The organism is Gammaproteobacteria bacterium, from assembly GCA_034522055.1.
Classification (GTDB): Bacteria; Pseudomonadota; Gammaproteobacteria; order JAABTG01; family JAABTG01; genus JAABTG01.
The window spans coordinates 1-11611 of the sequence record JAXHLS010000003.1; the positions used below are offsets into that span (position 1 = coordinate 1).

Annotated in this window: 10 protein-coding genes and 1 pseudogene; 6 read left to right on the forward strand and 5 right to left on the reverse strand. The window is 66.6% G+C overall.

Annotated elements, in window-relative coordinates:
* The first annotated feature begins 509 nt into the window (after positions 1 to 509).
* Together U5S82_18070 and U5S82_18075 are read left to right on the forward strand one after the other, a co-directional pair.
* A pseudogene (locus U5S82_18070) lies at positions 510 to 1399 on the forward strand (reverse transcriptase domain-containing protein).
* A gap of 183 nt (positions 1400 to 1582) precedes the next feature.
* Positions 1583 to 1843 (forward strand): group II intron maturase-specific domain-containing protein, encoded by a 261-nt coding sequence (locus U5S82_18075; protein MDZ7753493.1) that lies wholly within the window; start codon positions 1583 to 1585, stop codon positions 1841 to 1843.
* A gap of 183 nt (positions 1844 to 2026) precedes the next feature.
* Here the strand turns inward: U5S82_18075 and U5S82_18080 are convergent, their stop codons facing one another.
* Both U5S82_18080 and U5S82_18085 read right to left on the reverse strand, forming a co-directional pair.
* Positions 2027 to 4531 (reverse strand): FtsX-like permease family protein, encoded by a 2505-nt coding sequence (locus tag U5S82_18080; GenBank protein ID MDZ7753494.1) that lies wholly within the window; start codon positions 4529 to 4531, stop codon positions 2027 to 2029.
* Positions 4528 to 5202 carry an ABC transporter ATP-binding protein gene (locus U5S82_18085; GenBank protein MDZ7753495.1) on the reverse strand — a complete coding sequence of 225 codons (675 nt, stop codon included), beginning with the start codon at positions 5200 to 5202 and terminating at the stop codon, positions 4528 to 4530. The genes U5S82_18080 and U5S82_18085 overlap by 4 nt, the downstream gene beginning before the upstream one ends.
* Before the next feature lie 316 nt (positions 5203 to 5518).
* Here U5S82_18085 and U5S82_18090 point away from each other — a divergent pair, with 316 nt between their 5' ends.
* Together U5S82_18090 and U5S82_18095 are read left to right on the forward strand one after the other, a co-directional pair.
* Positions 5519 to 6112: an arylesterase gene (locus U5S82_18090; protein MDZ7753496.1), complete on the forward strand. Its 594-nt coding sequence runs from the start codon at positions 5519 to 5521 to the stop codon at positions 6110 to 6112.
* Positions 6112 to 7200, forward strand: coding sequence for an aminopeptidase (locus U5S82_18095; GenBank protein MDZ7753497.1), 1089 nt, complete (start codon positions 6112 to 6114; stop codon positions 7198 to 7200). The genes U5S82_18090 and U5S82_18095 overlap by 1 nt, the downstream gene beginning before the upstream one ends.
* A gap of 390 nt (positions 7201 to 7590) precedes the next feature.
* Here U5S82_18095 and U5S82_18100 read toward each other — a convergent pair whose 3' ends face one another.
* On the reverse strand, positions 7591 to 7932 hold the full coding sequence (locus tag U5S82_18100; protein ID MDZ7753498.1) for a TusE/DsrC/DsvC family sulfur relay protein: 342 nt from the start codon (positions 7930 to 7932) through the stop codon (positions 7591 to 7593).
* Between the two features lie 805 nt (positions 7933 to 8737).
* Between U5S82_18100 and ltrA the strand changes: the two genes are divergently transcribed.
* Together ltrA and U5S82_18110 are read left to right on the forward strand one after the other, a co-directional pair.
* Positions 8738 to 9817 carry a group II intron reverse transcriptase/maturase gene (gene ltrA, locus U5S82_18105; protein ID MDZ7753499.1) on the forward strand — a complete coding sequence of 360 codons (1080 nt, stop codon included), beginning with the start codon at positions 8738 to 8740 and terminating at the stop codon, positions 9815 to 9817.
* Complete coding sequence (locus U5S82_18110; GenBank protein ID MDZ7753500.1) at positions 9793 to 10050, forward strand: group II intron maturase-specific domain-containing protein; 258 nt, start codon at positions 9793 to 9795, stop codon at positions 10048 to 10050. Before ltrA ends, U5S82_18110 begins: the two co-directional genes overlap by 25 nt.
* 65 nt (positions 10051 to 10115) lie before the next feature.
* On the opposite strand, the gene U5S82_18115 is transcribed toward U5S82_18110, so the two are convergent.
* Both U5S82_18115 and U5S82_18120 read right to left on the reverse strand, forming a co-directional pair.
* On the reverse strand, positions 10116 to 10874 hold the full coding sequence (locus U5S82_18115) for an HPP family protein (protein MDZ7753501.1): 759 nt from the start codon (positions 10872 to 10874) through the stop codon (positions 10116 to 10118).
* Between the two features lie 22 nt (positions 10875 to 10896).
* The gene (locus U5S82_18120; protein MDZ7753502.1) at positions 10897 to 11514 is read right to left on the reverse strand and encodes a CBS domain-containing protein; all 618 of its coding nucleotides are present in this window, start codon (positions 11512 to 11514) and stop codon (positions 10897 to 10899) included.
* Positions 11515 to 11611 lie beyond the last annotated feature (97 nt).

The window sequence follows — 11611 nt, forward strand, 5'->3', positions numbered from 1 at the left end:
AGTAAACTGTCCGTATGCCGTAACAGGCTGATTAACTAGCGGGTTAGAGTCCCGCCAAAGGAGTTGCTCGTACACCTTTGTAGTGTCGCGGAGCGGCGTCCGGGTAACCGGGGGTCGTAAGTTACGTAGATGCAAAACCGCAGGCCGCAGCGCAAGCGAACCGAGATGTAGCCTCGTGAACAAAGTGAAGATGCCGACCCGGTGGACAGTCGGGGAAGGCCGCTGTTGGTGGGAGGAGACGACGAGAGCGTCCCACTGAGTCTTCCGGGGTAGTACGGGTGGCATGTGGTGGAAGTTGATTGGTCCCAGTGCGGGAGGCCCGCGGCGGTGGCAGGTGAGAACTGCCGACGGTGGCGTATAAGGCCAGTCCGAAGTCGTCATCGACCGTCGTGGGAGTCGGAGGGGTTCATAGTACCGATTGAGGGTCTGGGACAACATAACCCGACCTGAGGGAAGGGACCCTACTTTGTGCACGCAACCGAAACGCAGAGGGTCAGGAGATTGCGGCGATGTCGCTAACAACTCCGGAAAAGATCAGGACGCTGCAGAGGAAGCTCTACGTCAAGGCCAAGCAAGAGCCGGCGTTTCGCTTCTACGCCTTGTATGACAAGGTCTATCGGGCAGACACTCTCGGTCACGCCTATGATCGTGTCAGGTCCAATCGGGGCGCGCCAGGAATCGATGGTGTGACCTGTGAGGCCATCGAGGCGGGGGTCGGAAAAGACGCCTACTTGGCGGAATTGCAACGGGAACTGGAGCAGAAGACGTACGGCGCGGACGGCGTGCGTCGGGTCTGGATACCCAAGCCGGATGGCAGTGAGCGCCCATTGGGGATCCCCACAATCCGGGATCGGATCGTACAGATGGCGCTCAAGCTGGTGGTGGAGCCGATCTTCGAGGCTGATTTCTGCGAGCACTCCTATGGATTTCGCCCGCAGCGCTCGGCCCATGATGCGGTGAAGGCCGTCACCGACGGTCTGTTTCAGAGAAAGAGCCAAATCATCGATGCGGATCTATCGAAGTATTTCGATACGATCCCGCACGCCAAGCTCATGGCCGTGGTTGCCGAGCGCCTTGCCGATGGGGGCGTCCTCGCCCTCATTCAGCAATGGCTCAAGGCCCCGGTCATCGAAGAGGATGGGCGAGGCAAGCAACGCCCGAGTGGCGGTAAAGGGAATCGGAAAGGGACGCCGCAAGGCGGGGTTGTTTCCCGCTGCTGGCCAATCTTTATCTACATCTGCTGGACCGGATTTGGGAACGGCACGACTTGGAACGGCGGTTAGGGGCGCGCCTCGTGCGTTACGCTGACGATGCCGTGATTCTGTGTCGTGGGGACACCGCGCCGGCCATGGCGGTGCTTGAGACGGTGCTGACACGCCTGGAGTTGACGCTCAACCGGGAGAAAACCCACGTGGTCGATGCCCGCCGACAGGCGTTCGACTTTCTTGGCTTCAGCATCAAATGGGCACGCAGCCGACGAACCGGCAACGGCTACCCTCACGTTGAGCCGAGCCGCCGCGCCGAACGAAGGATCAAGGCGCGCATCAAGGAACTCACCGCGCGGCGCCGCACCCCGGTGCCGATGCCGCGTATGATCACGGAAGTCAACCAAGTGCTACGCGGCTGGTCGGGCTACTTCCACTACGGCAACTGCACCAAGGCTTTCGGACGCGTCCGGTGGTTCACTGAGGAACGCGTGCGTACCCAACTGCGGCGGCGTCACAAAGTGCGCACTCGCACGCGCGGTTACGAACGCTTTCCCTACGCCCACCTCCACGACGCCCTTGGATTACTCAAGCTATCCCATAAAGCAGGCTGGCGCTCAGCGCATGCCTTGGCGTGAAGCACATCGGAAAGCCGTGTACGGGAGAACCGTATGCACGGTTTGATGAGGGAGGGCTGGCCCTGGTGGCTACGGCCCGGCTATTTAGGCACCGCCAAACGAAAGGGGCGGGAACCGCTAAGCCGGACCTACGGGCGTTAGGGCCTGCTCTCTACTCTACCCGGGTGCTACTGTCCCCGGGTGCTACTCCTGCTCGCCGCGCAGGGTGAGCAGGGGCGGCGAGTCCACGACCCGGCGGCTCGCCAGCCAGCCGGCGATCACCAGCACCAGGGCGGTGAGGGTGGAGCCGGCCAGCCACAGGGCCGGCTGCAGGCCGTAGGGCAGCTCGAATACGAAACGGGCCAGCAGCCAGCCCGTGGCCTCGGCACCCACCGCCCCCAGCAGCCCGGCCAGGCCTCCTAAGGTGGCGAACTCCAGGGCCAGACCCAGGCGGATCTGCCTCTTGCGCCCCCCCAGTACCCGCACCACCGCGGTCTCACGCCGGCGCTCGTCCTGGGTGCTCTGGATGGCGGCGGCGAAGACCGCGAAGGCGGCCACCAGGGCGAAGCCGAATACGAACTCGATGGCCCGGGTGGCGTGGGTCATGACGGAGCGCACCTTGTCCATGAGGGCCGCCACGTCCAGCACCGTGACGCTGGGGAAGTGCTCCACCAGCCGTGCCAGCACCCGGTGCTCGGCGGCGGGGAGGTGGAAGCTGGTGATGAAGGTCTGGGGATAATCCCCCAGCACCCCAGGGGGCATGACGATGAAGAAATTGACGTTGAAGGAATCCCATTCCACCGTGCGCAGGCTGGTGACCCGGGTGGTGAGTTCCTGGCCGGCGATACGGAAAGTGAGGCGGTCCCCCAGCTCGATCCCCAGCAGCTCGGCCAGCCCCAACTCCACCGAACTCACGGCCTCGCCGCTGTCGTCTGCGGTCCACCAGCGGCCCGCGACGATGCGGTTGTCCGCTTGGGGGCGGGTGGCCCAGGACAGGTTGAACTCCCGATCCACCAGGCGCTGGGCACGAGCGTTGGCGTAGTCGTCGGCCGTCACCGGACGCCCGTCGATGGCGGTGAGCCGGCCTCGGATCATGGGGTAGAGTTCGGCCCGCTTCACGCCGTTATCGCGCAGGAAGGCGGTCAGTGCGGCGCGCTCCGCGGCCTGGACGTTGATGAGAAAGATGTTGGGCGTGTCCGGCGGCAGGCGCTCCTGCCACACCGCCAGCAGCTCGCCGCGCACCACCGTGAGAAGCAGGATCACCAGTACTGCCATGCCGAAGGCCACCACCTGGATGACGCTGGCCTCGGGGTGGCGCGACAGGCCGGCGAGGCCGAAGCGCCAGCTGCCCGAGCCGCCCCGGCGCAGCTGGATGAGCAGCGCCACCGCCGCCGCGGCTACCAGGGAGAGCAGGAGAAAGGCTCCGGCCATGCCGCCCAGGGCGTAGGCCACCAGGCGCACGTCGCGGATGAGCCACAGGGCCAGCAGCACCACCGCGGCCACCGCCGAGACGTAGATCAGCCGCCCCATGGCGGGAGGCGCCACCAGGCTGCGGTTGAGGATGCGCATGGGGGGGGTGCGGCGCAGCCCCAGGATGGGCGGCAGGCCGAAGCCTGCCAGGGTGATGAGGGCGGTGAGCAGTCCACCGAGCGCCGGCCAGGGGCCGGGAGCCGGCAGGGCTGCCGGCAGCAGGGTGGCCAGCAGATGCACCAGGCCCCATTGGCCGACGAAACCGATGGCCACCCCCACACCGCCGGCCGCCAGGCCGAGGGTGACCATCTGTACCGTGATGGTGGTGGTGACACGGCCCTGGGTGGCGCCCATGGCCTTGAGGATGGCCACCGCGTCGAGGTGACGGCGGGCATGGCGGTCGGCGGACACGGCCACGGCGATGCCCGCCAGCACCACGCTCATCAACGCCGTGAGGGCGAGAAAGCGTTCGGCCCGCTCCAGGGCCATCCGCATCTCCGGCCGCGCGTCCTGGACGCCCTCGGTGCTGGCCCGGCGCCCGAGGCGGGGTTCCACCCAGGTGCGGAAGTCGGCCACCGCCGCGGGGCTGCCGGACACCAGCAGCCGGTAGGTCACGCGGCTGCCTCGCTGGATGAGGCCGGTGGCGGGCACGTCGGCGATATTCATCATCAGCCGTGGCGCGAGGCTGAAGAGGTCGCCGCCGCGGTCCGGTTCCCGCGCCAGGATGGCCGCCACGGTGAAGGTGCGCTCGCCCACCTGCACCCGGTCGCCGGGAGTGACCTCGAGGGGGGCGGCGAGGCGGGTGTCCAGCCACACCGTGCCGGCCTCCGGCCCCTCGGACCGCGCAGTGGCCTCGCCGAACGCCTCGCGGCTCACCATCAGGTCGCCCCGCAGGGGATAGGCGGCGCTCACGCCCTTGACATCCGCCAGCTTGAGGCGCTCGCCGGCGCTCACCATGCTGGGGAAGGTGACGGTGCGGGCGGTGTCCAGCCCGTGCGCGGCGGCGGCTTGTTGCCAGTCCTCCGGGATGGGGTCGGGGGATATCACCACCTGGTCGGCGGCCAGCAGTTCCGCCGCCTGGCCGTGGAGGGCACCGCGCACGCGGTCGGCGAAGAGGCCCACGGAGGAGACGCTGGCGGCGGCTATCACCACCGCCATGGCCAGCACCCGTAACTCGCCGGCCCGCCATTCCCGGGCCAGCAGGCGCAGGCCCAGGCGCCATGACAGGGGAATAGTCACGCCGCCGCTTCGCCGCCGACGATGCGCCCGGCCTCCAAGTGCAGCTCCCGCCCGCAGCGCGCAGACAGCCCGGGGTCGTGGGTCACCAGCACCAGGGTGGTACCCCGTTCGCGGTTCAGTTCGAACAGCAGCTCCTCCACCTGGTGGCCGGTGCGACGGTCGAGGTTGCCCGTGGGCTCGTCGGCGAACAACAGCCGCGGCCGGGTGGCGAAGGCGCGGGCGATGGCCACGCGTTGCTGCTCGCCGCCCGAGAGCTGGCGCGGATAGTGGTGGCGCCGGGGTGCCAGGCCCACCCGCTCCAGTTCCGCGGTGGCCGCCGCGGCGGGCCGGTCGTGGCCGGCCAGCTCCAGGGGCAGCATCACGTTCTCCAGGGCCGTGAGGCTGTGGATGAGCTGGAATGACTGGAACACGAAGCCTACCAACTCGCCCCGCAGGATGGCCCGCTGGTCCTCGTCCAGGGCCCCGAGGTCGCGGCCCTCCACGAGGATGCGGCCATGGGTGGGCAGATCGAGGCCAGCCATGAGACCGATGAGGGTGGTCTTGCCCGAGCCCGACTCCCCCACCACGGCCACCGTCTCGCCACGGGCGATCTCGAGGTCGATGTCCTGGAGGATATGCAGGGCACCCTCGGGGCTCGGCACCGTCTTCTGGAGGGCCTCTACGGCTATCATGGGTGACGCGGGCGTTTCCCGGGTTGCGGATTGGATGGCAGACATCAGAAACATTTACCGATATTCAGAGCAAAGGGATCACCTTGGATGCCCCCTCGACAGCCCGGTCTTGCGACCTCGCCTCATGACCCGGTCCGCCGGGATACTGTTCCAGATCGAACGCCGCGACAGGTTTGGCAGTCGAACGGTACCGCGACTTTGCCGCGATCAAGGGGAGTGAACAATGTTTTCTTTTAATCGACAGCGTGCAGCCAGGGAACACCGGCCCCGGGAGAATCCGCTTGCGGTGTTTTTGGCGACGGCGGCCCTGGCGCTGATGGTACTCTCTGTGGAACTGCGAGGTCACGATGACGGCACGCCGGTGATCCTCGTGGTAGGGGACAGCCTGAGTTCGGCCTACGGCATCCCGGTGGCCGAGGGCTGGGTGGCGCGGCTGCAGCGCCGCCTGGAGCGGGAGGGTTACCCCTACCGGGTGGTGAACGCCAGCATCAGCGGCGACACCACGGGCGGGGGCCTGGCGCGCCTGGACGCCGCCCTGGAACGCCATCGTCCCGCGTGGGTGCTGCTGGAGTTGGGGGGCAACGACGGCCTGCGGGGGATCATGCCCCGGGTCACCCGGGACAACCTCGAGGCCATGGTGGAGCAGGTGCGGGCCGCCGGTGCCCGGCCGCTGCTGCTGGGGATCCAGATCCCCCCCAACTACGGTCCCGTCTACACGCGGCGGTTCGCTGCCGTCTTCCCCGATGTAGCCGAAGCCCAGGGGGTGCCCCTGGTGCCCTTCCTGCTGGAGGGCGTGGCGGGGGACCCGGCCCTCATGCAGGATGACGGCATCCACCCCAGGGCGGCCGCCCAGGGGCGTATCCTGGACAACGTCTGGGAGGTGTTGGCGCCCCTGCTGGACAGGGGGTGATGGCCCGGTCCCTCGGCGCCGTCGCGGTGATGGTCCTGACGGCGGCCGCGAGCGGCTGTGCGAACCTGTCCTACTACGCCCAGTCCGTCGGCGGCCACCTGGACCTGCTGGGCCGCCAGCAGCCCATCCACCGCCTGCTGGCGGAGGACGCGGAAAGCGACGAGGTGTTGCAGGCGCGCCTCGCCACGGTGACACGGATCCGCGACTTCGCCAGCGCCCGGCTGGCCCTGCCGGACAACCAGAGCTACCGCCGCTACGCCGCCCTCGACCGCCCTTACGTGGTGTGGTCCGTGGTGGCCGCCCCCAAGTTTTCCCTCGAGCCCATGACCTGGTGTTTCCTGTTCGCCGGTTGCGTGAACTACCGTGGCTACTTCGACGAGACGGCGGCCCGGGACTTCGCGGCAGAGTTGAAGGAGCAGGGCCTGGAGGTCCACGTGGGCGGCGTGCCGGCCTACTCTACTCTGGGGTGGCTGGCGGATCCCCTGCCCAGCACCGTCATCCACTGGCCCACCCACCGTCTGGCGGGGCTGATATTCCATGAACTGGCCCATCAGGTCGTCTACGTGGCCGACGACTCGGCGTTCAACGAGGCCTTCGCAACCGCCGTGGAGCGTGCGGGCGTAAGGCGATGGCTGCGGGCCCACGGCACCGATGAAGCGGTGACCTCCTACAGGAAGGAGTTGCAGGCACAGACCGCCTTCTTGCGCCACATCGCCGACTTGCGGGCGGATCTGGCGGAAATCTATGGCGGTGGGCTGCCGGCGCCCGCCCGGCGCCGCGCCAAGGCCGAGGCCCTGGCGGCCTTCGCCCGCCGCTGGGAGGGCTTCCGCGCCGCCGCGGGGCCCCGGGCGGCGGCCTATGAAGGCTGGTTCACGTCTCCCCCCAACAATGCCCGCCTGGCCACCGTGGCCCTCTACCACGACCTCGTACCCGGCTTCGAGGCCCTGCTGCAGGAAGCGGAGGGCGACCTGCCGGCCTTCTACCGCCGGGTGGAGGCCCTGGCCGCCCTCGACCGCCCTGCCCGCGGCGCGCGTTTGAAGGAATTAACCACGAAATACGCGAAAAACACGAAGAGTAACGGGTACTGACGAAACGCTGATTTAATCCGTCCAGGTTTAAAGCAGCCACGCCGGGCCCGGTACGTTCCGGGCCCGGCTTATGCGTCTCAACCACTTAGGAGTCTGATCAAAATTAACTTGCCATCTTTCGATATGGCGACCACTACGGATAAGCTCGATGCGGCTATCAGAGTGACAAGCTAATTCTCGTCAGTGGCCTTACGTGATCGACGCGATGGTCCATCCATGGACCTCACGGGAAGCACTGAATAAGTCAGCGCTTCCCTGACGTTGCTTTGACGGGCAAAGAGCCCATAGCGTCTCCCGTAATCTCCCTGTACCGCTCTGACCGCAGCCCAGGATGATCTTTCGCATTTTTCGAGTATTTCGTGGTTAAAGGTTTTTCCGTTTCCAGGCAGCTTACACGTCCAGCATGAGTTTGCGCGGTTTGCGCATGCCGGCGATCTTGCAGGCCTGCTGGCCGTAGCCGTAGGGGAAAAGCCGGTACAGGTACTTGCGGGTGGCCTTCTCGGCCCCCCATTCGGACTTGAGGTGCTTGAGCAGAGTGCGGGCCTCGGGCACCGAGGCCTGCCGTTCCCAGTAATCGCGGATGTAGTTCACGATGGCCCAGCGCTCGGAATCCAACTCCAGGTCCTCCTCCACCGCCAGGGCTTCCGCCAGTTCGGGGGTCCACAGGGCGGGATCCATCAGGAAGCCCTCCTCGTCACGCTCCAGGGGCATGTCGCCGACTGCCATATCCATCGCTGTACCTTCCAGGTTGATGATTTCTGATTACTCTAGCGAGGGTTTATATATTAGTAAAACGAATTTATAGATGGATAATATCGAATTTATAAATATTTTACGCATCGGACCCGACCAATTGCCGGGCGGTCCCGGTGGCCGGGTCCCAGGTGTCCTGGCGGCCGTGCAGCCATGACGGACCCAGCCGGGATCTACTCCCGCCCCTGTGTAGGAGCGCGCTCGCGCGCGAAAGCCGGGTCTTGAGGCGGCCACCGTAGGGTGTTCGCGCCCAGGGGCGCTCCTAGTGCGTCCGTGGAGGCGCATTTTCTGCACGGTGAGAGTCCGTGTCGGGGTAAGCCAAGGCCCCGTAGTCGAAGGTAACTGCGTCGTCGCGAGGCGGGGTGGAGAGCAACCGGAGGCGAACTGGCGGTCCGTAGGATGACGAACTCGATTCGGCGGTACGGGACGGCGAGCCCGCTAGGAGAAGGTGAAGCCTGAAAATCATCGGATGCGCTGGGATTGGCGTGGAAAGCGACATTCGGGTCCCCTCCGTGGTTGGAGACGGAACGCTGGGAAGGAAATGCGAGAGAAGCGGGGAGACCTGACCGCCGTGGTGACGGTGGGCAGGAGTCAGAGCCTTCGTAGTACTGAACGGTTCTGCTGCGGTCATGGCGAGGTGCTGCGGAAACGCGGACCCAAGAGCTGGAGGGCGTCCTCCGCCTAAAACCGTGGGTGGTGCCGGGAAAGCGCGAAGAACAGAAATCGCGCCGAGGGAAGGGAGGCAGGAAGGTGGATGGGTGAAGTCTGGAGGAGGTGAGCGCGTATGCAAAGGGTCGAGAGTGTCTCGCAAGAGGCTAAGCCAGACTCGTCCAACCCGGTGGAATGGCCGTGGGTGGACCGCACGATCTGGACGGAGCGCATGTTGGCGGCGCTGGGTAACGGCGTCCAAGGGACGAAGTGGTTCAGTCTGATCGACAAGGTGCATCGCCCCCAGACCCTGGAACGGGCGTGGCAGGATGTGCGGGCCAACCGGGGTTCAGCGGGGGTGGATGGCCAGAGTGTGCAGCGTTTTGAGGCCCATGCCGAGCGGTATCTGGCGGAGCTGGGAGAGGCGCTGGGAATTGGACGGTACCGACCGGATGCGGTGCGTCGGGTGGAGATTCCGAAGGGGACAGGGACGCGTCCCCTGGGCATTCCGACGGTGAAGGACCGGATTGTGCAGGCGGCGATGAAGCGGGTGCTCGAGCCGATTTTCGAGCACCAGTTTTTGCCGATGAGTTACGGGTTTCGCCCGGGTCGCGGGTGCAAGGATGCGCTGCGGGAAGTGGATGGGCTGGTTCGGGAGGGCTACACCCATGTGGTGGATGCCGACCTGGCCCAGTACTTCGACACCATCCCGCACGAAGCGTTGATGGCCCGGGTCGAGGACCGGATCAGCGATGGTCGGATCCTCGACCTGCTGCGCGCCTGGTTGCGCCAGGACGTGGTGGCGGAGATAGCGCGCTGGACGCCGACCCGGGGCTCGCCCCAAGGGGCGGTGATCAGTCCGTTACTCGCGAATCTGTACCTGCACGGGCTGGATGTACACATGACCCAGCGCGGCTATCGGATGGTTCGGTATGCTGACGACCTCGTGATCCTGTGTGCCAGTCCGGACGAAGCCCAGGAGGCGCTGCAGGAGTTGCGGCACTGGGTGGAGGCCAATGGTCTGCAACTGCACCCGGAGAAGACCCGTGTGGGGGATTGCCGGCAGCCCGGGAAGGCTTTGAGTTTCTCGGGTACCGGTTTGAAGCGGGACGGCGGTGGGTACGCAAGAAGAGCCGCAAGGCCCTTTACGACCGGGTCCGGGCCAAAACCCGGCGCAGTCGTGGGGATTCGCTGGCGCGGATTGTGGCCGACCTGAACCCGATGCTGCGTGGCTGGTTCGTGTATTTCCAGCACGCGCACCCGTGGACCTTTCCTCGCGTGGACGGTTTTGTCCGACGTCGATTACGGGCGCTGTTGCGCAAGCAGCAGAAGCGCCCGGGAGCGGGTCATTGTCAGTCCGACCATCTCCGCTGGCCGAACGCGTTCTTCGCTGCGGCTGGGCTTTTCACCATGACCGAAGCCCGGACGTTGGCGAGCCAATCCCGATGAGGTAACCACCGACTGGAGAGCCGTGTGCGGGAGAACCGCATGCACGGTTCGGAGGGCGGGGAGGGTCACTCCTTCCCGACCCCTATCGGGGAGTCATCCCCGGGCGCCTCCGCGGGTGCCCTACCTCGCCCCTGCAGGAGCGCGCTTGAGCGCGAATGCCGCGTCCTTAGGGATCCGCCGCCATCAGCCATCTCACGGGGCGGGATGGCAGGCGCCGGGGCAGGCACCGAAGGGGCCCCCGCAGCAGGGGATGGGGCGGGTGGACCGCCCGGGTTGGCGCCGAGGGTGGCGGGGTAACGGCGCCAGGGGAAGAGGGCGTTGAAGAGCACGGCGCCCACCAGGATGGCCAGGGTGTTCAGGAGCACCGGCGTCAATACGAACTGGTAGCCGAGGTCATGAATGGGTGTGCCGCCCACCACGGCGGTGAGGGCGGTGGCACCACCCGGGGGGTGGATGCAACGGGCGTAATGCATGAGAGCGATGGCCAGGCCCACGGCCAGGCCGGCCGCGAGGACCGTGTCGTCCACGAGAAGGGCCATGGTCACGCCGGCCATGGCGGACAGCCCGTGGCCGGCTACCAGGGGCCAGGGCTGGGAGAGCCGGCCGTGGGGCACCGCGAACAGGAGCACGGCGGAGGAGCCCATGGAGGCCAGGATGAGCAGTGCCGCGTCGCCCTGGAGCCACCAGCCGCTGATGACGCCCACGGCGCAAATCCCGAAGAAGCCCCCGGCCGCGGACACCAGGCGCTCGCCGTGACCCACGGCGTCGTCGTGAAGGCCCAGGAGGGCGAGGAGCCTCGAGGAGGGGCGCTGGCGGGAGGACATGGCAGGCGTCGTGGCTGCGGGCTCAACCCTCGCCCGGGCTCTGGCCGCGCATGCGATCGAAGAATACCCGTACCAGGTCCGAGCGGGTGATCATGCCCACCACGCGGCGGCCCGCGTCCACCACCACCACCCGCTTGATGCGGTGTCTCTTCATGGCATCCACCACATCGTGCAGCGTGTCATCGGGGGCCACCGTCACCACATCGCTCACCATCAACTCCGCCACGGCACCCTCCGGTTCGCGGACTTCGTCGTGGTGGATGAAAAGGTTCTCCAGGGTCTGCCACAAGTTGTGGGTGGGATGATGGCTGGGCACCCCCACGGCGCGCAGGAAGTCGGCCTCGGTGATGATTCCCGCCAGGCGGTCCTCGTGGTCCACCACGGGCAGGCCGCTGATGCGCTGTTCCACCAGGATATGGGCCGCCGCGGCCAGGGTGGTCTCGGGCCCCACCGTGTGTACGGGATGATGCATCAGGTCCCGCACCAGGAGGGTCTCGGTGGTGCGCACGCGGGCGTGGGCGGCGGCCCGCCGGTTCAGGTCCACGAGGTCATCCGGGGTGATATCCATGAAGGTATCCACCTCGCGCAGGGCGTGGACGAAGTCCTCGCGATCGGGTTGTGGAGCGGGCTGTTTTCCCATGGTCGTGGCATCTCTGAAGTTGGCCTCAGGCGGGGTGCCGCCGTAATGCCCGGGACCATAGGAACAAATATGACATTAGTAAAACGAGAATATTTCG

Excerpts from the sequence above, each read along its gene's own strand:
- U5S82_18075 (MDZ7753493.1), top strand. The coding sequence starts at position 1,583 with ATGCCGCGTATGATCACGGAAGTCAACCAAGTGCTACGCGGCTGGTCG.
- U5S82_18085 (MDZ7753495.1), bottom strand. The coding sequence starts at position 5,202 with ATGATAGCCGTAGAGGCCCTCCAGAAGACGGTGCCGAGCCCCGAGGGT.
- U5S82_18090 (MDZ7753496.1), top strand. The coding sequence starts at position 5,519 with ATGGTACTCTCTGTGGAACTGCGAGGTCACGATGACGGCACGCCGGTG.
- U5S82_18095 (MDZ7753497.1), top strand. The coding sequence starts at position 6,112 with ATGGCCCGGTCCCTCGGCGCCGTCGCGGTGATGGTCCTGACGGCGGCC.
- U5S82_18100 (MDZ7753498.1), bottom strand. The coding sequence starts at position 7,932 with ATGGATATGGCAGTCGGCGACATGCCCCTGGAGCGTGACGAGGAGGGC.
- ltrA (MDZ7753499.1), top strand. The coding sequence starts at position 8,738 with ATGCAAAGGGTCGAGAGTGTCTCGCAAGAGGCTAAGCCAGACTCGTCC.
- U5S82_18115 (MDZ7753501.1), bottom strand. The coding sequence starts at position 10,874 with ATGTCCTCCCGCCAGCGCCCCTCCTCGAGGCTCCTCGCCCTCCTGGGC.
- U5S82_18120 (MDZ7753502.1), bottom strand. The coding sequence starts at position 11,514 with ATGGGAAAACAGCCCGCTCCACAACCCGATCGCGAGGACTTCGTCCAC.